General features: G+C 65.2%; 21 protein-coding genes and 2 pseudogenes. 14 read left to right on the top strand and 9 right to left on the bottom strand.

Features of this window, described 5'->3' with window-relative positions; all coding sequences use genetic code 11:
* The first annotated feature begins 5 nt into the window (after positions 1-5).
* The 4 genes from BTO20_RS03245 to BTO20_RS03260 all read left to right on the top strand — a co-directional run bounded on the left by BTO20_RS03245 (position 6) and on the right by BTO20_RS03260 (position 3894).
* Positions 6-902 (top strand): class II glutamine amidotransferase domain-containing protein, encoded by an 897-nt coding sequence (locus tag BTO20_RS03245; protein WP_087073342.1) that lies wholly within the window; start codon positions 6-8, stop codon positions 900-902.
* On the top strand, positions 890-1573 hold the full coding sequence (locus BTO20_RS03250) for a GltB/FmdC/FwdC-like GXGXG domain-containing protein (RefSeq protein WP_087073344.1): 684 nt from the start codon (positions 890-892) through the stop codon (positions 1571-1573). The genes BTO20_RS03245 and BTO20_RS03250 overlap by 13 nt, the downstream gene beginning before the upstream one ends.
* On the top strand, positions 1573-2907 hold the full coding sequence (locus tag BTO20_RS03255) for an FMN-binding glutamate synthase family protein (RefSeq protein WP_087073346.1): 1335 nt from the start codon (positions 1573-1575) through the stop codon (positions 2905-2907). Before BTO20_RS03250 ends, BTO20_RS03255 begins: the two co-directional genes overlap by 1 nt.
* 339 nt (positions 2908-3246) lie before the next feature.
* Complete coding sequence (locus BTO20_RS03260) at positions 3247-3894, top strand: helix-turn-helix domain-containing protein (protein ID WP_198344241.1); 648 nt, start codon at positions 3247-3249, stop codon at positions 3892-3894.
* Between the two features lie 20 nt (positions 3895-3914).
* On the opposite strand, the gene BTO20_RS03265 is transcribed toward BTO20_RS03260, so the two are convergent.
* On the bottom strand, positions 3915-4298 hold the full coding sequence (locus BTO20_RS03265; protein WP_087073350.1) for a carbohydrate kinase family protein: 384 nt from the start codon (positions 4296-4298) through the stop codon (positions 3915-3917).
* Between the two features lie 290 nt (positions 4299-4588).
* Between BTO20_RS03265 and BTO20_RS40200 the strand changes: the two are divergent.
* The 5 genes and pseudogenes from BTO20_RS40200 to BTO20_RS03285 all read left to right on the top strand — a co-directional run.
* Positions 4589-4651, top strand: a pseudogene (locus tag BTO20_RS40200) (hypothetical protein); the annotation flags it as partial.
* 436 nt (positions 4652-5087) lie between these two features.
* Entirely contained in the window at positions 5088-5600 is a 513-nt protein-coding gene (locus tag BTO20_RS40205) for a hypothetical protein (RefSeq protein WP_232491330.1), read from the top strand.
* A 351-nt stretch (positions 5601-5951) separates the two neighbouring features.
* Positions 5952-6739: pseudogene (gene istB, locus BTO20_RS03275) on the top strand (IS21-like element helper ATPase IstB).
* Positions 6729-7028, top strand: a complete 300-nt coding sequence (locus BTO20_RS03280) for a hypothetical protein (RefSeq protein ID WP_087072533.1) — start codon at positions 6729-6731, stop codon at positions 7026-7028. Before istB ends, BTO20_RS03280 begins: the two are co-directional and overlap by 11 nt.
* Positions 7029-7759: 731 nt before the next feature.
* The gene (locus tag BTO20_RS03285; protein ID WP_087073352.1) at positions 7760-8959 is read left to right on the top strand and encodes an NAD(P)/FAD-dependent oxidoreductase; all 1200 of its coding nucleotides are present in this window, start codon (positions 7760-7762) and stop codon (positions 8957-8959) included.
* Positions 8960-9413: 454 nt separating this feature from the next.
* Here the strand turns inward: BTO20_RS03285 and gndA are convergent, their stop codons facing one another.
* From gndA to BTO20_RS03315, 6 genes are all read right to left on the bottom strand, one after another.
* Positions 9414-10868 carry an NADP-dependent phosphogluconate dehydrogenase gene (gene gndA / locus BTO20_RS03290; protein ID WP_087073354.1) on the bottom strand — a complete coding sequence of 485 codons (1455 nt, stop codon included), beginning with the start codon at positions 10866-10868 and terminating at the stop codon, positions 9414-9416.
* A 141-nt stretch (positions 10869-11009) separates the two neighbouring features.
* On the bottom strand, positions 11010-11996 hold the full coding sequence (locus tag BTO20_RS03295; protein ID WP_232491026.1) for an HAD-IIA family hydrolase: 987 nt from the start codon (positions 11994-11996) through the stop codon (positions 11010-11012).
* A gap of 479 nt (positions 11997-12475) precedes the next feature.
* Positions 12476-13471, bottom strand: coding sequence for a heme-dependent oxidative N-demethylase family protein (locus BTO20_RS03300; protein WP_087073356.1), 996 nt, complete (start codon positions 13469-13471; stop codon positions 12476-12478).
* A complete protein-coding gene (locus BTO20_RS03305) occupies positions 13468-14460 on the bottom strand; it encodes a PDR/VanB family oxidoreductase (RefSeq protein ID WP_087073358.1) in 993 nt (330 codons plus the stop codon). The genes BTO20_RS03300 and BTO20_RS03305 overlap by 4 nt, the downstream gene beginning before the upstream one ends.
* Complete coding sequence (locus tag BTO20_RS03310; RefSeq protein ID WP_198344243.1) at positions 14460-14927, bottom strand: dimethylamine monooxygenase subunit DmmA family protein; 468 nt, start codon at positions 14925-14927, stop codon at positions 14460-14462. Before BTO20_RS03310 ends, BTO20_RS03305 begins: the two co-directional genes overlap by 1 nt.
* Positions 14928-14941: 14 nt before the next feature.
* Positions 14942-15328: a cupin domain-containing protein gene (locus BTO20_RS03315; protein WP_087073362.1), complete on the bottom strand. Its 387-nt coding sequence runs from the start codon at positions 15326-15328 to the stop codon at positions 14942-14944.
* A gap of 1331 nt (positions 15329-16659) precedes the next feature.
* On the opposite strand from BTO20_RS03315, the gene BTO20_RS03320 reads away from it, so the two are divergent.
* Complete coding sequence (locus BTO20_RS03320; protein ID WP_087073364.1) at positions 16660-18108, top strand: APC family permease; 1449 nt, start codon at positions 16660-16662, stop codon at positions 18106-18108.
* A 72-nt stretch (positions 18109-18180) separates the two neighbouring features.
* Here BTO20_RS03320 and BTO20_RS03325 read toward each other — a convergent pair whose 3' ends face one another.
* Both BTO20_RS03325 and BTO20_RS03330 read right to left on the bottom strand, forming a co-directional pair.
* Positions 18181-18903, bottom strand: a complete 723-nt coding sequence (locus BTO20_RS03325; protein ID WP_087073366.1) for a cache domain-containing protein — start codon at positions 18901-18903, stop codon at positions 18181-18183.
* Positions 18900-19724, bottom strand: coding sequence for a FadR/GntR family transcriptional regulator (locus BTO20_RS03330; protein ID WP_087073368.1), 825 nt, complete (start codon positions 19722-19724; stop codon positions 18900-18902). Before BTO20_RS03330 ends, BTO20_RS03325 begins: the two co-directional genes overlap by 4 nt.
* A 295-nt stretch (positions 19725-20019) precedes the next feature.
* On the opposite strand from BTO20_RS03330, the gene hxlB reads away from it, so the two are divergent.
* From hxlB to BTO20_RS03350, 4 genes are all read left to right on the top strand, one after another.
* Positions 20020-20619, top strand: coding sequence for a 6-phospho-3-hexuloisomerase (hxlB, locus tag BTO20_RS03335; protein WP_087073370.1), 600 nt, complete (start codon positions 20020-20022; stop codon positions 20617-20619).
* 73 nt (positions 20620-20692) lie between these two features.
* Positions 20693-21316, top strand: a complete 624-nt coding sequence (hxlA, locus tag BTO20_RS03340; RefSeq protein WP_087073372.1) for a 3-hexulose-6-phosphate synthase — start codon at positions 20693-20695, stop codon at positions 21314-21316.
* Positions 21317-21557: 241 nt separating this feature from the next.
* On the top strand, positions 21558-23114 hold the full coding sequence (gene zwf, locus BTO20_RS03345; protein WP_087073374.1) for a glucose-6-phosphate dehydrogenase: 1557 nt from the start codon (positions 21558-21560) through the stop codon (positions 23112-23114).
* Complete coding sequence (locus BTO20_RS03350) at positions 23111-24040, top strand: glucose-6-phosphate dehydrogenase assembly protein OpcA (RefSeq protein WP_087073376.1); 930 nt, start codon at positions 23111-23113, stop codon at positions 24038-24040. The genes zwf and BTO20_RS03350 overlap by 4 nt, the downstream gene beginning before the upstream one ends.
* The last annotated feature ends 15 nt before the right edge of the window (positions 24041-24055 follow it).

The raw sequence follows: 24055 nt of genomic DNA on the forward strand, positions 1-24055 counted from the left end.
CAACAATGTGCGGAATTGTGGGGCTGCATCTGCGCAACCCCGAACTGTATCCGAGGCTGGGCGAACTGCTCACCGGGATGTTGTGCGAAATGTCCGACCGCGGAATGGATTCAGCGGGTGTGGCCGTCTACGGCGACCCCAACTGGACGCCCGCCGGACAGGGCGCCGTGTCGCTGCTGGAGATTGACGCCCCGGCTGACGAGGTTGCGGCTGCCGTCAGTGAAAAGGCGGGCGTCGCCGTCAACGTGCGCATCCTCGATGCGACCTACCTGTTGACCGCTGCGATCGACTCCGACGCGCTGCTCGCCGCTGCTCGCGAGGCCCTCCCCAACGCGCTGGTCGTCGGCTTCGGCTCCGACCTCGCCGTGCTCAAGGGCGTCGGAGCTCCGCGGACCCTCGCGGAGGCATGGGGCTTGCCGAAGGCTCAGGGTTGGCAGGGTGTGGGGCATACCCGCATGGCCACCGAGTCCGCGGTCACCCCGGCCGGCTGCCACCCCTACGCGGTGGGCACCGGTCAGTGCCTGGTGCACAACGGCTCGTTCTCGAACCACGCCACCGTGCGCCGGGATCTGCGCCGCGAAGGCGTGACCTTCGACAGCGAGAACGACACCGAGGTGGGCGCCCGTTTCGTGGCACACCAGCTCGCCCAGGGTCGTGACGTCGAAACCGCGCTGAAGGAACTGTGCGCAACCTTCGACGGGTTCTACACCCTGCTGGTGTCGAACCATGACTCGTTCGCAGTCGTGCGCGACGCGATCTCGTGCAAGCCTGCCGTGATCGCCGAGACCCCCGACTGGGTCGCGATGGCGAGCGAGTACCGCGCCCTGGCACATCTGCCGGGTGTCGAGAACGCAAAGATCTGGGAACCGGAGCCCGAGGTGGTGTACGCATGGAGCCGTTGACATTCGACCTGGAGAAGACGCCGCTGCGGGAGGTCAACACCGCCCTGCATGCAGCGGATCTGTCCGGCGAGTTCCTCATCAAGAACCCGGCCGGGGCGCACAACGTCGCGGTTGGTGTCAATGCACCGGTGAAGATCACGGTTGACGGACACCTGGGCTACTACGGCGCGGGTATGAACCAGCAGGCCGAGATCACCATCAACGGAAACGCCGGCACCGGTGTCGCCGAGAACATGATGAGCGGCACCGTGTGGGTCAAGGGCAACGCCTCTCAGTCCGCGGGTGCGACCGCGCACGGAGGCCTGCTCGTGATCGAGGGCAACGCCTCGGCACGGTGCGGTATCTCGATGAAGGGCGTCGACATCGTGGTGGGCGGCAGCGTCGGCCACATGAGTGCCTTCATGGCGCAGGCCGGCCGCCTGGTCATCCGCGGCGACGCGGGTGAAGCGCTCGGTGACTCGATCTACGAGACGCGAATCTACCTGCGCGGCAACGCCGCATCACTGGGCGCCGACTGTATCGCCAAGGAGATGCGGGCCGAGCACCACGAGGAGCTCGCCAAGTTGCTCAAGGCGGCAGGGTTCGAGGATGACGACACTGCCTCCTACACGCGGTACGGGTCTGCCCGCAACCTCTACCACTTCAAAGTCGACAACGCCGGAGCATACTGATGAGTCAAACAGACGACGACCGGGCCAGGCTCGGCCTGCGTGAGTCCGCCACCTTTGACCGGACCACCATCGCCGCCATCCAACAGGCCGCCAACACGGGTATCTACGACATCCGTGGCTGGGGCGCCAAGCGCAAGCTGCCGCACTTCGACGACCTGCTGTTCCTTGGCGCGTCGGTTTCGCGTTACCCCCTCGAGGGCTACCGCGAGAAGTGCTCCACCAACATTGTGCTGGGCGACCGGTTCGCGAAATACCCGCTGCAGCTTGACATTCCGATCACCATCGCAGGCATGAGCTTCGGTGCGCTGTCCGGACGTGCCAAGGAGGCCCTGGGCCGTGGCGCCAGCGCGGTGGGCACCTCCACCACGACTGGTGACGGTGGTATGACTCCGGAAGAGCGGGGTCAGTCGAAGCACCTGGTGTACCAGTACCTCCCGTCGCGCTACGGCATGAACCCCGATGATCTGCGTAAAGCGGACGCCATCGAGGTCGTGCTCGGACAGGGCGCCAAGCCGGGTGGCGGCGGCATGCTGCTGGGTCAGAAGATCTCCGAGCGTGTTGCCGGCATGCGTACCCTCCCGCAGGGTATCGACCAGCGTTCGGCGTCGCGGCATCCCGACTGGACCGGCCCGGATGACCTGGCCATCAAGATCGCGGAAATCCGTGAGATCACCGACTGGGAAAAGCCGATCTACGTCAAGGTGGGTGCTACCCGCACGTACTACGACGTGAAGCTGGCCGTCGCTGCCGGTGCCGATGTGGTCGTCGTCGACGGCATGCAGGGCGGTACCGCGGCAACCCAGGAAGTGTTCATCGAGCACATCGGTATTCCTACGCTGGCCGCGATTCCGCTGGCAGTGCGGGCGCTGCAGGAGCTGGGCATGCACCGCAAGGTGCAGCTCATCGTCTCCGGCGGCATCCGCAACGGTGCCGACGTGGCCAAGGCGTTGGCGCTGGGCGCCGACGCGGTGGCGATCGGAACCGCTGCGTTGATCGCCCTCGGCGACAACGATCCTCGGTACGCCGCTGAGTACGAGAAGCTGGGCAGTGCTGCCGGTTTCTACGACGACTTCCAGGACGGGAAGGATCCGACGGGCATCAGCACGCAGGATCCCGAGCTGGCCGCCCGCTTCGACCCCGTCGAGGGTGGGCGCCGGTTGGCGAATTACCTGCGGGTGCTGACCATGGAACTCCAGGTCGTCGCACGCGCTTGCGGTAAGGCTCACGTCAACCACCTGGAGCCCGAGGACATGGTGGCCTTGACGGTCGAGGCTGCGGCGATGTCTCGCATCCCGCTCGCCGGGACCTCGTGGATCCCGGGAACGGCCTACTGAGTCAAGCAAGGTTTGGTGGTTTCACCGTCCGGAATCCCGGACGGTGAAACCACCGCCTTCGGCGCTCGCCTCGCCTCGCGTCGCGAACGTGATCTATGAATATGGTTGCGGTGGAACGCAATTGAGCGGATCCGGAGATGGTGGGGCGAGTTCTCCGGGGCCGGTGCGTTTCGCAGGGGGAGCATTTGTCGGCAGCGCCTGGCGCCGTCTTGACGGAAGTTTCCCGAACTATGCTGCACGATCCCTTGTCGCCCCTAACCTGTGCCGTCGGCGATGAGGGGATAGACGCGTGCGTACCAGCTTTACCGCGGCGGTAGTCCCAGAAACTACAGTGAACTGGTGACCGAAGCCCCGCTTTTGCGTAACGTCTCGGGCATCGCGAGGGATCGCGGTCCGGACGAGTCGATCGAGGAACTCGAACTCGAGACGGCTATTGCCAGGAATGTCCGGCAGCTGCGCCAGCAGCAGGGGCTGACCCTCGGCGAAATGGCTGCCACGGTGGGCATCTCGAAAGCGATGCTGTCCAAGATCGAAAATGCCCAGACCTCGTGCAGTCTGTCGACGCTGTCGCTGCTTGCCAAAGGCCTGGATGTGCCCGTGACGTCGCTGTTCCGCGGTTCGGACATGGCACGGCCTGCCGCATTCGTCGAAGCCGGCACCGGCGCACGTATCGCGCGGGACGGCACGCGCGAAGGGCACGAGTATCAGCTGCTGGGCTCGCTGCGCGGCGAGCACAAGCGGCTGGAATGCCTGCACGTGACGCTGACGGGCAAGAGCCGCACCTATCCGCTGTTTCAACACCCGGGTACCGAATTCATCTACATGCTCGAAGGCGTGATGGATTACAGCCACAGCCGCTCGGTGTACCGGTTGCACCCCGGCGACTCGCTGTTGATCGACGGCGAAGGTACGCACGGGCCCGTGGACCTGATTCAGATGCCCATCAGTTTCCTATCGGTGATCACCTTCCCGGATTCACACGTTTAGGAACCCCTGACGCGGCGCGTCTAACGTGCGACGGCCGAGGTGATGGCCTGTGCCGCATGGACATTCGCGTCATGCAGGATTCCTCGAAGGTCATCCAGGCCGACCGATCGCAGACTCCGATCCGCCCCGCGGTCCAGCAGGTCGCGGGTCCTCAGTGCCTGTAGCAACCCGGCCACGAAGGCGTCCTCCCACTCGGCCCGATCGGTGACCGCGGCCCGATGCCCGCGCACGCGCACGGATCCGCCTCGGATGTAGCCCGTTGCTGCTGTGTCGCGATGGGTGACGATCAGGATCGCCGGCCCCCGAGACATCAACCAGCGGATCGCGTCGCCCGGGCGATCGCCCGGACGCAGCCAGGTCAGGTCGTCATCGCTCAGCTTGACGATGTCGCTGCGCGAGAGCATGTCGTCGATTCGGGCGATTGACGTGTCCCGAGGGGCCGTCCAGGCCCCGCAGCGCACGATCCGATGGTCCGCGCCGAACGTGGTCAGCCGGGTCGCCCTGGGGGCCGCAGAGGCCGTTCTGATGATGGCGCTAAGTGAAAGTGCTCAGTCTCGCTAATTGAAAGTGCCCAGTTGGCAGCGGTGGTTCGGCGTGTCGTCGGACTGCTTGTCGGGGTTCTGCTCATCGTCAGCGGAGTTGTGTTTCCGCTGATGAATGGGAGGGCCGTCGTTTGCTGTCGCTGGAGGGTGATGTGGAAGCGCATGCGCTTCGGGAGCAGGGTTGGTCGATATCGGCGATCGCTCGCCATCTCGGGATCAATCGCCGAACCGTTCGGGCCTATCTGGCTGGGGAACGAGTACCCGGGCAACGCCAACGCTCTGAACCGCTGGTGATCGATCCGTTCGTCGAGTACTGCCGGATCCGCCTGGCTGACGATCCGCACCTGTGGGCCTCAACCCTGTTCGACGAACTCGTCGAGCTAGGTTTTACCGGCTCGTATCCGTCGCTGACCCTGGCAATCCGAAACCTGGGGCTGCGACCGCATTGCGAGCCGTGTCAGTCGGTCAAGGGCCGCGACGTCGCGGTCATCGATCATCCGCCCGGGGTCGAGACTCAGTGGGACTGGGTCGAGCTGCCCGATCCACCAGCATCGTGGGCGGCTGACCGGCATGCCCACCTGCTGGTCGGGGCGTTGGCCCATTCGAGCCGCTGGCGCGGGCGCTGGCCCGGCCGAGGACTTCGCGCACGTCGTGGAAGCGATCGAGGCGGTCAGCATCCGGTTGGGTGGGGTCACCCAGCGGTGGCGGTTCGACCGGATGGCCACGGTATGTCATCCCGAATCGGGCCGGATCACCGCGGCGTTCGCCGGGGTGGCCAAACACTACGCTGTCGCCGTCGATGTGTGCCCGCCACGACGGGGCAACCGCAAGGGTGTGGTGGAGAAGTCCAATCACGCTGCCGCCCAACGCTGGTGGCGCACCGTCACCGACGACACCACGATCGAGCAAGCCCAGGCGTCGCTGGACCGGCTGTGCGTGAAGCTCGACGGGCGCCGCCGGCGCCGCGACGGGCAGGCCACCACCGTCGGCGCCCTGGCCGATGCCGAACCACTACGGTCACTGCCGACGGGTTCGTATCCGGCCGAGTTGACCGAACACCGCATCGTCACTCCACAAGCGTTGGTGTCCTGGCGGGGCAATCAGTACTCGGTGCCGCCGGGCTGGCCGGGCCACGGTGACCGTCACCCACCGCCTGGGCTCTGACACCGTGCAATTGACCACGGCATCGGGAGCCGTTGTTGCCGCGCACCGCCGCGCGGTCGACGGCAGCGGCGCGGTGGTGCGCGATGCCGGTCACGTCGTCGCGCTCGAACAGGCAGTGCTATCGGGTTCTCGACGGCCAGGCCTTGCACTCATAAGACCCGGCGACCGCCCTCGGTGGCCGCCGTTGCCGAGGCCGCGCGGCTGCGTGGTGCCCCGGCGAACGATCCCGCCAGAAGGTAGTGATCGATCTGGCCGTCTATGCGGCGACCGCAGCACGGCTATCCGTTGTTCCCCAACACCATCCAACCGAACAGAACCAGGAGTAACCCCTTGAGCAAAACCGTCCCACAGATGAGCGAAGCCCGCCGATACCAACAACTCCGGGCACATCTGTCCTATCTGAAACTCGGCGACGCAGCCGAAGCGCTACCCCGCATCCTCGATGCCGCCCGCGCCGAAAACCTGTCCCTGACCGCCGCTTTGGAGCGGCTGTTGGAGATCGAGGTCAACGCCACCGAAGCCCGCCGGCTGACCTCACGGTTGCGGTTCGCCTGTCTGCCCGAACCCTGGACCATGGCCGATTTCGATTTCGCCGCCCAGCCCGGGGTCGACGCCAAACTGATCAACGACCTGGCCAGTCTGCGCTTCCTCGACGACGCGGCCAACGTGCTGTTCGTCGGCCCACCCGGGTCGGCAAGACCATGCTGGCCGTCGCGTTGGCCCGCGGCGCGGTCGAGGCCGGCCACCGGGTGTATTTCACCACCGCCGCCGACCTGGCGGCCCGCTGCCACAAAGCCGCCCTGGAAGGCCGCTGGCACACCTGCATGCGGTTCTTCGCCGGACCGAAACTGTTGGTGATTGACGAACTTGGCTACCTTCCGCTGCCCGGCGATGGGGCATCCGCGTTGTTCCAGGTGATCAACCAACGGTATCTGAAGTCGAGTACGATTCTGACAACCAATGTTGGGATCGCTGACTGGGCAACCGCTTTCGGAGACGCCACCGTCGCAGCCGCCATGTTGGACAGGCTACTGCACCGCGCCACCGTGGTCGGTATCGACGGACCCAGCTACCGGCTGCGCAACCACCAAGCCACCGCCGAAACGATGCGTAAGGCGGTCGCCGCCCATGTCAGCTGAGACCCGTTCCTGCCAAGCCTGCTGGACCGAATTCACCGCCACCACACCGACCAAGATCTACTGCTCAGACCGCTGCCGCAAACACGCCTGGGAGCAACGCAAACACAGCGACACCGCCGCCACCGTCACCGAGGCCCGGCCACCCGCCCCACAGCCGGCCGCCACCCGTTCCTGCCCGCATTGCGGCGAACCCATCACCATCGTCGCTTTGCTGACCACTCCAGAAGCTGCCCGCCCCAGCACCCCCGGCGACGGCACAATCGTTCCCCTGCAACGACGAACCTGCTAACCTTAGCCACTCAAGCCAACTGGGCAATTTCGCTTAGCATCTCTGGGCAGTCTTCTTTAGCGCCATCACTGACAAGGGCGTGCCGGTGTACTTCCGAGGTGGGTTCGGTCATGACGGTCATAATTTCGTCTCCTCCTCCAGAAGTCGGGGCCTTACATCCATCCAGAGTCGCGCCAATAGCGACGACAAGGAACGCCAATCCGGGTGGTTTGATCTACCCGTTTGTGTAGGCCATTGAGTGGGATCTCCCGGACGCCGGCCGGAGCGGGAGAAGCGGCCGGAAACCTCAGCAACACACGCGAATCCGGCAAAATCCGCGCTAGCAGGGCAGATTGGTGGGGGGAAGCGGGCCCGACCGGCGTGGCGGCGGGTGCGCGTGACCGCGGAATCTGGGCCGCTCGCAAAAAAGCGAGCTCGAAGGAAGATTTCCCTCCATTAGATACTGTTTATTTCCGCGAAACAATAGTAGCGTTAACTCCAATCCACTCACGGTGGATTTTGTTAACTCACAGTACTACCGCTGCGCGAAGGGAAGCGACATGGCGTTGATCACCGTGTCCTTCTGGAAAGCGTCATCCGCCAACTCGTCCCGTGGGTTGGCGGAGGGCAACGCGCGATCGTGTGCTCGATCGTATGTTCGCCCGCCGACTATAACCCCTCACACCCGTTGAGTCCGTACCGCAGCCCTGACCGCATCCAACCCAACACACCACTGGCAGAAAGTCATCATCATGTCTGAAACTCCCACCACGGCCGACGTCGTAATCGTGGGCGGCGGTTTGGAAGGCTGTTCCGCAGCCTGGTCGCTGGCCCAGCGCGGCATCACCGATGTCACGATCCTGGAGCGCGACACCGTCGGCTCGGGCGGCACGGGGAAGTCCTCCGGCGTCGTGCGCTGCCACTACGGCGTCAGTTCGCTGGCCGCCATGGCGACCCGCAGCCTCGAACTCTTCGAGAACGCCGAAGAGATCCTCGGTGAGGATGTCGGCTTCCACCAGACCGGCTACGTGGTTGGCGTGGGAGAGCAGAACGTCCAGGCCATCAAGGACTCGATGGCCGCCCAGCGCGCCGTCGGCGTGCGCACCGAGGACATCGACAAGTCCGAGGTCGCCAAGCTGTGGCCGGTTGCCGACCTGGAGCCCTTCGCCGCGTTCGCGTGGGAAGAGCGTGGTGGATACGGTGACGCCTACCAGACCGCGCAGGGCTTCGCTGCTGCTGCTCGTCGCAAGGGCGTCCGCCTGCGCCAGAGCACCACGGTCAGCGAGATCATCGTCGAGAACGGCAAGGCCACCGGCGTGCGCCTGACCGACGGCAGCGTCGTCTCGGCCAACACGGTCGTCCTGGCGGCCGGCCCCTGGTCGGTCGCGCTGCTGGCTCAGCACGGCATCGACCTGCCCATCACGGTGCACCGCGAGCAGATCGTGCTCCTCGATCCGGGCCAGGACCTCGGCAAGGTTCCGGTGTTCTCCGACCTGGTGTCGCTGCAGTACGTGCGTCCCGAAGGCTCCGACGGCCAGATCCTGTTCGGTAACTCCGCGCTCGACGTTCTGGAGCCGGCCGACCCTGACAACTACCTCAACCGCGCCGACGACGACTTCATCGACCTCACGGTCGACAAGATCGGCACCCGGTTCCCCGGCCTGGAGAACCCGTCGATCGCATCGACCTACGCCGGTTGCTACGACGTGACCCCGGACTTCAACCCCGCGATCTCGAAGACCGACGTCGACGGCCTGATTGTCGCCGCTGGCTTCTCCGGTCACGGATTCAAGATCGCCCCCGCGGTCGGCAAGCTCATCGCCGACCTGGTTGTGGACGGCACCAGCTCCGACGCCGACATCCCGGCCGAGGACTTCCGCCTGTCCCGGTTCGCCGAAGGCAAGCTGCTGAAGAGCCCCTTCCCGTACATCGGCGCGGGGCAGATGCGCTAATCACCGATCGTCGCCCCAGCACTGTCCAGGACGGGCAGTGCTGGGTGATGGTGGTGCTGAAGCCAAGCCCGATCTTGGGTATCCCAGGCGTTCACTGAATCGGCCTTGCTGCACGAAGCACATTGCAGCAAGGCCGATTTGGTCCGCGCGTCGGAAGAGTGAGCCGACCGAATGCAACCGTGCCGGCCACGCATGGGGCATCAATCGCCCTGAAAGTCTTACTCTGGCAGTAGGTCTACCAACCAACGAGTTCCGGTCCGCTGCATCGCTATTCGTCTCGCCCGAAGGCGCCTGAACGCAACGTCGCGGCCACCGATTTGCGGACGCCGTACAAAAGCCGACAGCGGAACCCCCAGCTGGAATGATGTCGTGCAGGACAGTCCATCCATAACTGGGAGTTCCGCTGTCTCAGGGCCCCCCACCTGGCGTTGTCACATTGCCAGCGGCCCGGTCTCTATGCCTCGATTTCGGTGCGGTCTGCGCTCCAGAGGGTGTGGAAGCGTGCTGCGGGTTCGGCGTCGGTGCGGCCGTAGGTGTGGGCGCCGAAGAAGTCGCGCAGGCCTTGGGTCAGGGCTGCGGGCAGGCGTTCGGTGCGCAGGGCGTCGTAGTAGGACAGTGACGAGGAGAACCCGGGGACGGGGATGCCCAGTTGGGTGGCGGTGACCACGACGCGGCGCCAGCCGTCGACGCCGGATTCCACGGCGTCGCGGAAGTAGGGGGCGGCGATGAGGGTGGCCAGGTCGGGTTGGGCGTCGAAGGCTTCTTTGATGCGGTTGAGGAATTTGGCCCGGATGATGCAGCCGCCGCGCCAGATGGTGGCCAGGTCGCCGGGGGTGATGTTCCATCCGTATTCGGCGCTGCCGGCCTGGATCTGGTTGAAGCCCTGGGCGTAGGCGATGATCTTCGAGGCGTACAGCGCCTTGCGGACGTCTTCGATGAACTGCTTGGCATCGCTTGGCTTTGCGCCGAGTTCACCGGAGGCCAGGCCTGCCGCGGCGCGACGTTGGGGGACGGAGCCGGACAGGGCGCGGGCGAAGACGGCTTCGGCGATGCCGGTGACGGGGACGCCCAGGTCGAGGGCGGATTTGACGGTCCAGCGGCCGGTGCCCTTCTGCTCGGCCTCGTCGACGATGAGGTCGACCAGTGGTTTGCCGGTCTTGGCGTCGGTCTGGCGCAGGACTTCGGCGGTGATCTCGACGAGGTAGCTGTCGAGTTCGCCGGTGTTCCAGTCGGCGAACACGTCGGCGATTTCGGGGGCGGTCAGGCCCAGGCCGTCGCGTAGCAGTTGGTAGGCCTCGCCGATGAGTTGCATGTCGGAGTATTCGATGCCGTTGTGCACCATCTTGACGAAGTGTCCGGCGCCGTCGGGGCCGATGTGGGTGCAGCACGGCACGCCGTCGACGTGGGCGGAGATCTCTTCGAGCAGCGGGCCCAGGGAGGTGTAGGACTCGGCGGGGCCGCCGGGCATGATCGAGGGGCCGTTGAGGGCGCCTTCTTCGCCGCCGGAGATGCCGGCGCCGACGAAGTGCAGGCCGCGTTCGCGGATGGCTTTTTCGCGGCGGATGGTGTCGGTGTAGAGGGCGTTGCCGCCGTCGATGATGATGTCGCCGGGTTCCATGGCGTCGGCGAGTTCGTTGATCACCGCGTCGGTGGGGTCGCCGGCTTTGACCATGATCAGCACGCGGCGGGGTTTTTCCAGGGCGTCGAGGAATTCGGCGATGGTTTCGCTGCGTACGAAGGTGCCTTCGGAGCCGTGTTCGGCCAGCAGGGCGTCGGTCTTGGCCACCGAGCGGTTGTGCAGGGCCACGGTGTAGCCGTGCCGGGCGAAGTTGCGGGCGATGTTGGAGCCCATCACCGCCAGGCCGGTCACCCCGATTTGTGCCGTCCCGGTCCTACCCGTGTTCGTCATGCAGCAGCCTTTCGATTGTTGTTATCGCAGAACGCTTTTCCACCGGCAGCGCAACCGGATATGTCAGCGAGGCCAGAGCCACCGGTGGGGGCTCTGACCTACGCGTAGCTCTCAAAGATTCTTCGTATGGACGACGCCCGGTCAGGCGGCCGTGAAAACGATCTCCGGCGCGACGTCCGGTGTCTTCTCCGGGTGTGCTGCCCACCAGGCTGCACAGGCGGCGCGCCAGCTGTTGAGGTCGTCTTCGCGGCCATTGATGCTCAGCTTCGAGCCCGACACCCGGGCCACTGCATCGCCACAGGAGTAGGCGCCGTTGTCGGCGGTGGCCTGCGGGTATTCCTCGTAGAGTTCGCCCAGGGACCGGATCATGTACTTGGGTCGCTCGTCGACTCGGGCTGTCAGGGCCGTCTGGGGCGAATCCACGCCGGTCAGGACGAGAACTGTGTCCATACCTGCCCGATTGCCGCCCAGGATGTCGGTGTCCAGCCGGTCGCCGACGACGAGGGGGCGCTCGACACCGGAGTGGCGCGCCGCCGTCTCGAAGAGGGCCGGTTCTGGTTTCCCTGCTGCCAGGGGAGACTTGCCGGTAGCGGTGGCGATCGCGGCAACCAGGGCCCCGTTGCCGGGTGCGAACCCGCGCTCCTGCGGAAGGGTCATGTCCAAGTTCGTCGCGACCCAGAGCGCACCCGCTTGGATCGCGTAGGAGGCCTCGGCGAGATCTTTCCAGCCGAGGCTGGGGGCGAACCCCTGGATGACAGCGTCGGGCTGACCGTCGGATGCGGAGATGACGACGAGTCCCTGCTTCTCGACGGAGTCGGCGAGCACCTGACTGCCGACCACGAGCACGGTTGCACCCGCGGGCACCTGGCGGGCCAGCAGCTCTGCTCCCGCCAGAGCAGATCCGAACACCTGCTCGGCGGTCGCAGGCGCGCCCAGTTCCCGCAGGTGGGCCGCAACCTCTTCGGATGACCGCGACGCGTTGTTGGTCACGTATGCGAGGCTCTTGCCCTCGCCCGCCAGCTTGTCGAGCGCCTCGGTGGCGCCGTCGATCGCGCTCGGACCGGTGTATACGACACCGTCGAGGTCCGCGAGCACGCCGTCGAAGTTGTCAATAAGCCGGGTGGTCATCGCTTCCTAACTTCGCCGGTCCTGCAGGCCGGCTGCGCTTTGTTGATACTGCGGGGTGCCCGGCTCGGGGCCCGCATCAAACGCCGTCCGTCGGCGTCTCCGAACCATCCGAGAGACCAAGGACCGACGCAGACCTCGACGTGCAGATCGGCGATACGCCGCTTGGCAAGGGCCCGCAACGATGTGCGGGTCCTTGCCAAGCCCTTGGCCGGCTCGTGCAGCCCACCACCGCTGAGACACAACGACTCTGCCGAAGCGGCGCCGTTCGTCGGGACTGGAACCGCGCAAGGGGTGGCCTCGGGAGACAGCGCGTCCCGAGGGTGTGCAACCCCCACTACGGTTCGGGCTTCACTGACGAGAGTCACTGGATAACTTCCTTGGTTGGCTTTTGTGCGCGACGAGTCTCAGAGTGGTGACTGCGGATTGGTTGGGCTGCCGGATCGGCCGGGACGGCGTAACGGGCAGAGCCCGCCGTCATCCTATCCGGACAGCAGCCAGTCGGACGCGGCTTTGCGGTAGCGGATGATGCCCTTGTACTCGGCCATGTCGTCCGGGAGTTCGGCCAGCACCTCGCCCATGCGCCGACGCCAGGCGGGCACCTGTGCGATGTCGGTGAGCGGCAGAAGGTAGGTCCGGATCAGGAACAGGATCGAACCCGAGCGGGGCAGACGGATGAGCTGCTGAACTTCCACCCGCAGGTGAACCCGCTCCGGGAGAGCGGGGTCCGTGGAGATCGTGCTGCGGTCCCCGGCCCACTGGGGGTAGGTCTCGGTGGAGGTGTCCAGGCGCCGGTCGATGGTCATGGTCCAGTTGGTCCGGCGGTAGGACTCACCGGGCTGCAGACTCATGAGGAAGTGCTGGGCCCGGGAGATGATCTTCTCCTCGTTCACCCGCGGGACCGGGCTGTGGATCTCGGTGAAGTTCATGCCGACGTCGAATCCGATGGACCAGTCCGCGGCGAACGTGACCACACCGGCGTCGAGCCACAGCTGCTTGTCGCGTTGTTCGAGGAAGACGATGTCGTCCTGGATCTGGCTGCCCAGGAAGTCCAACGGATCCCCGGTGGGCAGTGACGCGTCGTCGCCGACGGTGAACTCGATGTCGAGATTCAGCAGCGTGTTGCGCCAGCGGACCCGGTCGCCCTCGCGCTGCCACGACATCTTGTCGGGGTTGTCCTCAGCCATTTCGGGCAGCAGGGTGGTGATGGCGTCCCACACTGCGGGGCGCATGTGCGGCAGGGCGTTGATGCGCGATGGATCCCGCTGCAGGACCTCGGCGCGAAGCTTCAGGTCATCGACGTAGAACTCGTCGACGTCGACCACGGTCGTGCCCCAGCCTCCGGCTTCGGTCTCCGTCAGCTTGCGGGACGGCTCGACGTTGGCGCTGTAGCGGTAGTTGTCACCGGTGTAGGGGAACGGAAAGCGACGGATCCGGTCCGGCAGGGTCGCCGTGTCGTTGTCGATGGTGATGCTCACAGGTCCAGCTCCAATTCTTCACCCATGCTGCGGGAGACGCAGCACATCATGAGTTCGTTCTCTTCCTTTTCCTCGTCACTCAGGTAGAGATCCCGATGCTGAGGAGTTCCCCGAAGCACGGGGATCGTGCACTCGCCACAGATGCCCTTGCGGCACATGTTGGGGATCTGCTTGCCCTCTTTTTCGAGGGCCTCCAGCAACGAAACGCCGGGCGGAACTTCCAGCCTGACGCCGCTGCGGGCCAGGATCGCCGTGAACGGTTCGCCCGCGTCCAGCTCACCCGCGCCAAAGTGCTCGAGGTGCAGTAGTGCTTCCGGCCAGCCCAGCTCGCGCGCCTGGTCGAGCACCGAATCCATGAAGGCGGCCGGCCCGCAGACGTAGAGGTGAGTACCGAGTCGTTGGGTGGTGAGTGCTTTGGCGAGGACCTGCTGGAAACTGTCGCGACCGTGGCACTCGGTCAGCGCCGGTCCCATCAGTTCGCGGACTTCCTCGACGTGCGCACCTTCGCCGGGCCGGTAGACGTAGATCATGGAGGCCGACACGCCCCATTTGTTCGCGTTCATGGCATGCGAAACCAAGGGCGTGATTCCGATGCCTGCGGCGACGTACAAGCTGTGCTTGGCGTTGGTGACGGGCGCGAAGTTGCTGCGGGGGCGCGAAACCCACACGCGGTCGCCGACGATGAGCCGGTGCATGGCCAGCGAACCGCCGCCACCGTCTTCGACCAGCAGGACCGAGATGGTGTATTCGGCAGGATCGTTGCCAGATCCGGTGAGGGAGTAGGCGTTTGCACCGAGGTTCGCGGAATCCCCGTACTGGATCACCAGGTGGCTGCCTGCGACATAGGAAGGCAGTGTCGCCCCCGACGGGTCACTGAACGTGATGCTGACGATCGAATCCGTCTGCATCACGCGGCTCGTCACTTCCAGCTCCAAGCCGTCTTCGATGGCTGGGTGGACGATGGGCTGGAGGGCTTCTGTGGCGGTCATCATGCCTCCTCGGCGTGGGCGGAGTAGCCCAGGTACCCGCCGAGACGGCGAGAGAAGTGGTCAGTGGTGGCCAGGACGATGCCGCATCCCTGGCAGGGCACCTCGACGGATCCGTGCACACCAGTGGTGGTGGTGCCGACGTGGCAATGGCCGCAGAACACGACCCACGGGCTGTTCTCGTCGGGCAGCAGGGTGATCTCTTCGTCCACCATGCCGCAGTCCTGGGCGGCGGCCGAGGCGGCGTGGACGTCGACTGCGGGGCCGGCGAGTACGAGACGGGCGCCGACGCATGACCGTTCGAGCGCAGACCTGAGCTCGGCGAGGCTTTCCGGGTTGGCAGAAGTGAAATGGAGGTCGTATCTGGGCCGGTCACCGGTGTCCCGACCCGCGGTGTCACCTGTGTCGCCGAACGACGCACAGATGACACCGCGGAAACCCGGCTCCAACGACATAGACGTGGAACGCATGGGGTTTGGTGTCCTTACGGGGCGAAGGTGCGGTCGCCGGCGAAGAAGCCGAGGCCGTATTCGGGGGTCTCGAACTTGACGGTGGTGCCCTTGGGGAAGAACAGCACGTCGCGTTCCTTGGCGTGGGTGACCTCGCCGGTGTCCTGGTCGGTGAGGATGAATTCACCCTTGACGACGAGCTTCATCTCGTCGTAGGTGTACGTGTACACCAAGGGCTCTGACTTCTTCAGCTCGAAGAACCCGGCGCTCATGACGGTGCCCTCCGGGTTGTGCAGGGAATCACCGATGGCGGCGACGACACCGGGCTCGTTCATGCTCGGCAGCCCCTCGTAGCCCTTCTCCACCTTGTGGATGGCCCCGGCCTTGGTCAGGGTTCCGATGGTTGTGATTTCTGTCGTCATGCTTGCTTACTCCTGTTGTGTCAGAGCTGATCACGGTTGTCGGGCCTGACCGTCGTTCGACAGGACTGGTCGATTTCGGTGCGCGTGACGGCGCACCGAAAACTAGGTCAGGAGCTCCCGGGTCGAGGTCCCTTGGGGGTCCTCTGCGATCGGCATCCGCTCTTCGGGGAAGGCCAGCCGAGCTCTGGCTTGAGCTCTGCTGCTGTGATGCCGATCACGTCCCACAGCTGAAGTTACGCCACTTAATTCATCTAGTCCAGACTTTTTTAGAAATATTCATGCCTGATTGGTCTGGATCGGTGGCGTAGGGCGGGGCAAGCGTCCCGGCCGGAGTCGCTCGCGCCGCCTCTACCAGGGGCGACGCTTCGATGTGCGTCGGCGCAAGCCCGAGACGGCCGTCGCCGATCTTCGCCGAGGCGGTCGCTGCCGTGGCGCCCGAGGACGCCCCGCCGGTCACGCGCGATGCCATGGCCGGGTTTCCGGCGCAGCGTGAACCCCGGCCGGAACCTCTGCGGGCCGGGGCGCGGCTCGGCGCCGGGGGAGCGGCAGTGGCGGCCGACGCTCCGTGCCGGCGCGGCGGGCGGCAGGCCACCGTCGAATGTTTCCGTCACCTGGGCTGGCCTGCACCTCCGGCCAGCGTCGGATCCGTTCTCGAACAAGCGATTTCAGGTCTGATCGGGGCAGCAGCTGCTACGTGCCGCTCTGCGGCCCGCTCTCGGGGCTCGCCTTCACGGGTGACTCGGACACTCCGCAACCGGTGCGGTCGGCCGCGGCTCGGACCAAACGGATGCCGACCCTCACAGGGTTTCTGCTGATCGTTCACGGCAAGTTGCCAGGTTTCGACTTTGACGTATCGTTCCGGGTCGACCAAAGCGAGCGTATTGCCTGCTCGCGGCGTCGCGGCAGGCTGTTTGGCACCGGGCCCGGCCGGCCGGCCGGGCGCACCTTTCCTGTGCAACCGCTGCGGCGTGCCAAAAAAAGTCTAGATAAAAGCTACCGAACTGCAGCATTAAGCTGTAGCCTCTGACGTGATCCAACTCACAGAAGACACCGCGGGAGACGTCCGACTCCTTTGAGGGGCCCGGACAGGGAACCCTCCCGAACCTCACACCGCCGGCCATACCGGTGCCTTCCGCAAGACCTCGACGGCGGACCCGCTCGGCTAACCAGCCACTGAAGATTCGACTAAGGATCTCCCCATATGACTCAGCTCAAGCACCAGGACACAAGCAGTCGCACCGCGACTCGGGGCAGTGGCCGTTCTCATCCAGCACCTTGGCCGGTGCGCTCCTGAAAATCGACACCCCTCAAGTATCTAAAGGGAGATCCTTATGACCGAAAGTCATTCTGAAGAAGTCGGTGACCTGAAAAGGTCCATCGACTGGAAGCAGGGCCTGGCCATTGCGCTGGGTGTGCCGTTGCTGATCCTGCCCTCGCTGGGCTACATCCCCATGTATCTCGCTGCCGCGGCGATCCTCATCTGGGGTCTGTCGGTGCTGCAGGGTTTCGCGCAGAGCACCGCGTACGCCGAAATGGCCACCACCTTTCCCGAGGCCTCCGGTCTGCCCGGATTTGCGCAGCATGTCTTCGGCAACGGAAACCGCGGCGGCAAGTACGACATGAGCAAGCTGCTCGGCGGCTTCAGCGCCTGGAGCTACTGGTTCGCCTGGACCCCGGTGCTGGCGATCTTCTCCATCCTGGTCGGCGGCTACCTGCACGGGTTGTTCCCCGCGCTGGACATGTTCACCGATTACCAGCTTTCGCTGATGTCGGGCGTGGTGATCTTCACCATCCTGTTCGTCGTGAACTGGTTCGGCCTCAAAGACGGTGCCAAGCTGGGTTACGTTCTGGCGGCCTTCTCGCTCATCCCGTTGGTCGTCCTGACCGTGGCGCCTTTTGCCACCGGACATTTCGACATGTCCAAGATCACCAGTGACTGGATGCCGGCCGACTGGTCCTGGGACCTGCACCACATCCTGATTCTCTTCGGCGTCTTCGCGATCGCCCAGTGGAGCGCCTGTGCCTGGGAAACCGCGGCCATCTACGGCCCCGAATACAAGAATCCGGCCAAAGACGTTGCCAAAGCGCTGTTCTCCTGCGGCGTCATCTGCTTCTTCTCGTTCGTGCTCGTCGAAGCCGCGGTGATCGGTGTGCTCGGTGTCGATGGGGTTCAGGCCGAGGCCGTCTCGCCGCTGCTTCCCGTCGCCAACGCTGTCTTCGGCTCGGCCGGCTCCGCGATCACGATCATCATGTTGATCGCCGCCATGGTCCTGATCATCCAAACGGCGTATCTCGGTTCGTCTCGCGCCATGCACTCGATGGCCGTGGAAGGCAACCTGCCCAAGGCTTTCGGCAAGACCAATCGCCAGGGAACTCCGTGGGTGGCCATGCTGGTCATCGCCGTCTTCAACCTGGTGCTGATCTCCATGGGCAACCCCGCGGCGATCGTCGCCGCCTCGGCGATCGGTTACACCTGCGCCAACGGCATCAGCCTGTTCGCCTACGTCAAGGCGAAGCGGGACCCGGCCTTCGCCAACCTGGAACGGCCCTTCAAGGCCCCCACGGGCTGGAAGGGTGTCGCCCTGGCCTTCGGTCTGTTCAACCTGCCGCTGTGCGTCATCGGCGTGGTCTACCTGAACAGCCTCGAAGTCGGTTGGGCCCCAACCTGGGTCGGCTTCCTGGTCTTGGCGGTCTACATCCCGATCTGGGTGTACTCCCAGCATGAATGGCACCGCTCGAAGGCTCAGGTGGCTCCTGCGGCCGGAAGCGTCGTCAGCTAGCTCGCACCCCTCGAGAAAGACGGGAAGGCAGAATTCTGCCTTCCCGTCTTTCTCTGTTTGGGTAGGTCTGGGTCAGGAGGACTGGCGGCTGGTGGTGTAGATCAACGAGAGCCCCAGGTGCGGAACATCGAGGGTGACCCGGTGCTGATCCGGAGAACCGGACTTGATGCGTTCACCCACCAAATACATCCCGGAATTGCCGAGGACGACCCGGTTGCTGGCGTTGACCAGGGCGGCATCACCCGGAATCAAGAGCAGATCCGGCATGATGATGGGCTCCAGGTCGGTGAGCCGGATATCGCACCCGGCCACGCCCGAGAAGTGCCCATGGACCGAGAACGGCGCCATGAAGGTGAGGATGTATTCCTCGAAGCCCGAGTAGTCGATATACGGGCCCCAGACGGTCTGCTCGCCGGTGGCAGCGGCGGTCGAGAAGAACGGCAGCTTTTCGTAGTCGTAATACCGCGCGCTGCCCGGAGTCATGTCGAAATCCAGTCGTCCCAGGGCGCCGGATTCCTTGCGGAACCACCATTCGAAGGCGTGGCCGCCCTCCTCGACGGAGGCCGCGGCGAAGAAGGTGCCTGCGCCGACGGCGTAGGTGTTCTTCGTCAGGAATTTGCGGGACAGCTCGTCCAATCCGGTCAGCGCCGCCCGGCTGACCTTCGATTTCCCTGCCAGATTTCGATCGAGCAGCGCGGCAACATCTTTGGCGAGGCTCTTGGTCTCGGTGGCGACGCCGTTGATCCACGAGGTGAGCGCGTCGACAGCGCGCGAGACTTCAGTGGTGGAGTTCATTGGCCCTCCTGAATCATTGCGGCCTCAGCGGAGGAACTGCCGTCGGGTGCGGTTGCGGGGCTACTCGGTCTCGACTGGGCATATCCGAGAACGAGTTTCGTGTCGATCAGGTGGAAGATGTTCCGCCTGATGTGTTCAAGTGTCAGTTTCTGGGCCCTTTCGGGGTGGTCCTGAGCCACTGCCCGGACCAGTTCCAGGTGCTCGGCGGTTGCGCGTTCCGGGTCGTATGCCTCTGCCACGGCGAAGGGCGCCCACAGTTGGCGAACCGTTTCTTCCTGAAGGCGGATCTCGGCGTTGGCAAGCCTCGGTGACTGCGCGGACACGGCCAATTCGATGTGGAAGCGGCTGTCGGCGGATGCGCGGGTCTCGGGGGTCTCGGCGAGGACCAAGGCCCGCGCGAGTTCCTGGAGACGGTCGAAGTCGTGTGCTTCCGCTCGCTCGCATGCCAGCCGGATGGTAGCGGCGGCGATTGCGGAGTGCTCGTCACCGATGTCGCGGATTTCCGATATCGACGTCGAGAGAAACCAATCGCGCATGATGTCGGTCTCGGGCTCGGGCTGATTGACGACAAAGGTTCCCCCGCTGCGGCCGCGGCGAGTCTCGACCACCCCGCGTTCGCGCAGTTCCGACAAGGCTTCGCGCAGGGTCGCGCCGCCAACCCCGAACATCTCCGAGAGTGCGGCCTCGGGGGGCAGGCGCTCACCTACTTTGAGCAGCCCGAGGGCGATCGCCTTGGAGATTCTCTCGACAATCGCGTCGGCCCTCTCGATTTCCGGCAGGGACCGATAAATCTGAGACTGGAAGGGGGTCGGCGTGGCCAAAAGTCTGCGCTCCGAAAATGGACTACGAGGTGAGTCGATCCTAGGTCGAAGCCGTCGCCGGCGGTGCCGACTACGTGGTCGCGGCGGAGTGCCGATTCCCGTCAGGGCAGTGCCGCCGCGCACGCTCCGGCACCACTGTACGGAGGGGTCAGGACGGCCGACCATCCAAAAGTGTAGTCAGAACCGTCAGAAAACAGTATTACCCCCACCCGTTCGCTTCGGGATTATTGGTTTCAGTCAAGCCAATCATCCGTTCGGGCCGTCACGGCCTGACGACCGATCGAAGGGGGTAACCATGACGCAAGCCGCAGAAGCTGACGGCGCTGTGAAGGTCGTCGGAGACGACATCACCACCAACCTTTCCCTTGTTCGGGACGAGGTCGCGGACACCGCGGCGAAAGTCGACCCGGAGCAGGTGGCGGTCCTCGCTCGCCAGATCGTCCAGCCGGGACGGGTTTTCGTCGCCGGCGCGGGCCGTAGCGGGCTGGTCCTGCGCATGGCCGCGATGCGGCTGATGCACTTCGGCCTGAACGTGCACGTCGCGGGCGACACCACCACGCCGGCGATCGCTGCCGGTGATCTGCTGCTCGTGGCGTCCGGCTCGGGCACCACCTCCGGTGTGGTCAAGTCCGCCGAAACGGCCAAGAAGGCCGGGGCACGCATCGCCGCCTTCACCACCAACCCGGATTCTCCGCTGGCCGGTCTGGCCGACGCCGTGGTGATCATCCCCGCCGCGCAGAAGACCGATCACGGTTCGAACCTGTCGCGTCAGTACGCCGGGTCCCTTTTCGAGCAGGTGCTGTTCGTCGTGACCGAGGCCGTGTTCCAGTCGCTGTGGGATCACACCGACGTGGAGGCCGAGGAACTCTGGACGCGCCACGCGAACCTCGAGTGACCCGGAACTCGAAGACCCACTCTTACCTCACATTCCATACCCATCGCAGTATCCAACAGAAAGAAGGCACACAATGAAGCTCCAAGTCGCCATCGACCTGCTGACCACCGAAGCCGCCCTCGAGCTGGCCGGCAAGGTTGCCGAGTACGTCGACATCATCGAACTGGGCACCCCCCTGATCAAGGCCGAAGGCCTGTCGGTCATCACCGCCGTCAAGAAGGCTCACCCGGACAAGATCGTCTTCGCCGACATGAAGACCATGGACGCCGGCGAGCTCGAAGCCGACATCGCGTTCAAGGCCGGCGCTGACCTGGTGACCGTCCTCGGCTCGGCCGACGACTCCACCATCGCGGGTGCCGTCAAGGCCGCCCAGGCCCACAACAAGGGCGTCGTCGTCGACCTGATCGGCATCGAGGACAAGGCCACCCGTGCACAGGAAGTTCGCGCCCTGGGTGCCAAGTTCGTCGAGATGCACGCTGGTCTGGACGAGCAGGCCAAGCCCGGCTTCGACCTGAACGGTCTGCTCGCCGCTGGTGAGAAGGCTCGCGTTCCGTTCTCCGTGGCCGGTGGCGTCAAGGTTGCCACCATCCCCGCGGTCCAGAAGGCCGGCGCAGAGGTTGCCGTCGCCGGTGGCGCCATCTACGGTGCAGCCGACCCGGCCGCCGCCGCGAAGGAACTGCGCGCCGCGATCGCCTGATCCTGATCGTTTAGCACTCCCATGACGGTGGCGTCCCGCATCCTGAAAGCAGTTGCGGGACGCCACCTTTTGGCTTTTCTACCCCTGTAACAAAGAATCAACTCACCCGCCGCGGTACTCGTCTGCACACGTGTTCGCTCGGCGGCGCGTTCCTCCCTGGGAAGATCCCGCCCGCTGACCCATTCGCGCAACCGTGAGGTCGACGACGCCGTACCGCCTTGTCGAGAGCTGGAATTCCACCATGTCCGCTGACCACGGTGATTCGAGTGCGAGGCCCGGGCGCAACCTGCTCCGGGATCCGCGCGATCGTCGCTTGAACCGCATCGCCGGTCCGTCCTCCCTCGTCCTCTTCGGCGTCACCGGAGATCTCGCCCGCAAAAAACTCGTGCCCGCGGTGTACGACCTCGCCAACCGCGGTCTGTTGCCCCCGAGCTTTGCCCTGGTGGGCTTCGGCCGGCGCGAATGGACAAACGAGGACTTCGTCGCCGAGGTCAAGGCGAACGTCAAGGCCTATGCCCGTACCCCGTTCGACGAGTCCGTATGGGAGCAACTCTCCCAGGGCATCCGCTTCGTGCAAGGCGCGTTCGACGACGAGACGGCGTTCAAGCGGCTGCGCGCGACGCTGGAGGAACTCGACGATCAGCGCGGTACGCGCGGCAATTACGCGTTCTACCTTTCGATTCCGCCCAAGGCCTTCGAACAGGTCTGCCGCCAACTCTCCGAATCCGGACTGGCGCAGGCCGAGAACGACAAGTGGCGCCGAGTGGTGATCGAGAAGCCGTTCGGGCACGACCTCGAATCGGCCCGCCAACTCAACGATGTCGTCGAGTCCGTGTTCCCGCCGGACGCCGTGTTCCGGATCGACCATTATCTGGGCAAGGAGACGGTCCAGAACATCCTGGCCCTGCGCTTCGCCAACCAGCTCTTCGAGCCGCTCTGGAACGCCAACTACGTCGACCACGTCCAGATCACCATGGCCGAGGACATCGGCACCGGCGGCCGGGCCGGCTACTACGACGGGGTGGGCGCGGCCCGCGACGTCATCCAGAACCACCTGCTTCAGCTCTTGGCCCTGACGGCCATGGAGGAACCGATCTCGTTCGACGCCGACGATCTGCGTGCCGAGAAGGAGAAGGTCCTGGCCGCGGTCAAGCTGCCCGACGACCTGTCGACCCACTCGGCCCGCGGACAGTTCACCGGCGGCTGGCAGGGTGGCGAAAAGGTCCTGGGCTACCTGGAAGAAGAAGGCATCCCGGCGGACTCCACCACCGAGACCTATGCGGCCATCCGCGTGGACATCAACACCCGGCGCTGGGCCGGAGTGCCGTTCTACCTGCGCGCCGGCAAACGCCTGGGCCGCCGCGTGACGGAAATCGCCGTGGTGTTCAAGCGGGCACCCAACCTGCTGTTCCGTGATTTCGCCGAGGACGACTTCGGCCAGAACGCCGTCGTGATCCGGGTCCAGCCCGACGAGGGCGCCACGATCCGACTGGGGTCCAAGGTCCCGGGCACCCAGACCGAGGTCCGCGACGTCACCATGGACTTCGGCTACGGCCACTCCTTCACCGAGTCGAGCCCCGAGGCCTACGAACGCCTCATCCTCGATGTGCTGCTGGGCGAACCGCCGCTGTTCCCCCGGCACAACGAAGTCGAATTGTCCTGGAAGATCCTCGATCCTTTCGAGGCCTACTGGGCCGGCCTCGATGAGCAGCCAGAACCGTACGCACCCGGAAGCTGGGGCCCCGCCTCGGCCACTGAGTTACTTGCCCGCGACGGGCGGACCTGGAGACGGCCATGATCGTAGATCTTTCGGACACCACCACCGCGAAGGTTTCCAAGGAGCTCAGCACCCTGCGAGAGCAAGGGGGTGTGATCGCGCTGAGCCGCGTACTGACCCTCGTGGTGATCACCCGGTCCGGGTTCGAAGAGGACGCCATCGAAGCCGCCAACGAAGCCAGCCGGGAACACCCGTGCCGGATCATCGTCCTCAGCGACGGCGGTGCTTCTGCGCCGAACCGGCTGGACGCCCAGATCCGGGTGGGCGGAGACGCAGGCGCCTCCGAAGTCATCATCCTGCGCGGGTACGGGGAACTGGCCGCCGAAGGCGAGTCCTTGGTCGCCGGGCTGTTGCTGCCCGATGCACCGATCGTGGCCTGGTGGCCGCACGGTGCGCCGGACAACGTCGGGGAGACCTCGATCGGGCGCATCGCGCACCGCCGGATCACCGACTCGGCCAACGAGGGCGAACCCCAGGTGGCGTTGGAGCGCATTCGCAACACCTACAAGGCCGGCGACACCGATCTCGCCTGGACCCGCCTGACCAAGTGGCGGATCCAGTTGGCGGCGGCGCTGGACCATGTGGATGCCTCGCCCATCACCGCCGTCACCGTCGAGGGCGCCTCGGACTCGGCGAGCACCCTGCTGCTTGCGGCGTGGCTCAAGCTGTCCCTGAAGGTTCCGGTCACCGTCGTGGCCGAGCGTGCAGGCATCGGTATCCATAGCGTGCGCCTGCACCGTGACGCCGGCGACATCCAGTTGGTCCGGCCGGATCGCGCGGTGGCCGAACTGACCCAGCCGGGACAACCCGTGCAGCGGATCTCTCTGCCGCGCCCCACCCTCCAGGACTGCCTCGCCGAAGAACTCCGCCGCCTCGACCCCGACGAGGTCTTCGGCGAAACGGTCCGCAGCCTCGGATCTTTCCCGGTGCAGCAGAAAGCGTCGTGACGGCGCGGGTAACCG

The organism is Mycobacterium dioxanotrophicus, from assembly GCF_002157835.1.
In the GTDB taxonomy this organism is placed as follows: Bacteria; Actinomycetota; Actinomycetes; order Mycobacteriales; family Mycobacteriaceae; genus Mycobacterium; species Mycobacterium dioxanotrophicus.

Coding starts and splice junctions, on each gene's coding strand:
- BTO20_RS03245 (WP_087073342.1), top strand. CDS start 6: ATGTGCGGAATTGTGGGGCTGCATCTGCGCAACCCCGAACTGTATCCG.
- BTO20_RS03250 (WP_087073344.1), top strand. CDS start 890: ATGGAGCCGTTGACATTCGACCTGGAGAAGACGCCGCTGCGGGAGGTC.
- BTO20_RS03255 (WP_087073346.1), top strand. CDS start 1,573: ATGAGTCAAACAGACGACGACCGGGCCAGGCTCGGCCTGCGTGAGTCC.
- BTO20_RS03265 (WP_087073350.1), bottom strand. CDS start 4,298: ATGCTCTCGCGCAGCGACATCGTCAAGCTGAGCGATGACGACCTGACC.
- BTO20_RS03280 (WP_087072533.1), top strand. CDS start 6,729: ATGTCAGCTGAGACCCGTTCCTGCCAAGCCTGCTGGACCGAATTCACC.
- BTO20_RS03285 (WP_087073352.1), top strand. CDS start 7,760: ATGTCTGAAACTCCCACCACGGCCGACGTCGTAATCGTGGGCGGCGGT.
- gndA (WP_087073354.1), bottom strand. CDS start 10,868: ATGACGAACACGGGTAGGACCGGGACGGCACAAATCGGGGTGACCGGC.
- BTO20_RS03295 (WP_232491026.1), bottom strand. CDS start 11,996: ATGACCACCCGGCTTATTGACAACTTCGACGGCGTGCTCGCGGACCTC.
- BTO20_RS03305 (WP_087073358.1), bottom strand. CDS start 14,460: ATGACCGCCACAGAAGCCCTCCAGCCCATCGTCCACCCAGCCATCGAA.
- BTO20_RS03310 (WP_198344243.1), bottom strand. CDS start 14,927: ATGCGTTCCACGTCTATGTCGTTGGAGCCGGGTTTCCGCGGTGTCATC.
- BTO20_RS03315 (WP_087073362.1), bottom strand. CDS start 15,328: ATGACGACAGAAATCACAACCATCGGAACCCTGACCAAGGCCGGGGCC.
- BTO20_RS03320 (WP_087073364.1), top strand. CDS start 16,660: ATGACCGAAAGTCATTCTGAAGAAGTCGGTGACCTGAAAAGGTCCATC.
- BTO20_RS03325 (WP_087073366.1), bottom strand. CDS start 18,903: ATGAACTCCACCACTGAAGTCTCGCGCGCTGTCGACGCGCTCACCTCG.
- hxlB (WP_087073370.1), top strand. CDS start 20,020: ATGACGCAAGCCGCAGAAGCTGACGGCGCTGTGAAGGTCGTCGGAGAC.
- hxlA (WP_087073372.1), top strand. CDS start 20,693: ATGAAGCTCCAAGTCGCCATCGACCTGCTGACCACCGAAGCCGCCCTC.
- zwf (WP_087073374.1), top strand. CDS start 21,558: ATGTCCGCTGACCACGGTGATTCGAGTGCGAGGCCCGGGCGCAACCTG.
- BTO20_RS03350 (WP_087073376.1), top strand. CDS start 23,111: ATGATCGTAGATCTTTCGGACACCACCACCGCGAAGGTTTCCAAGGAG.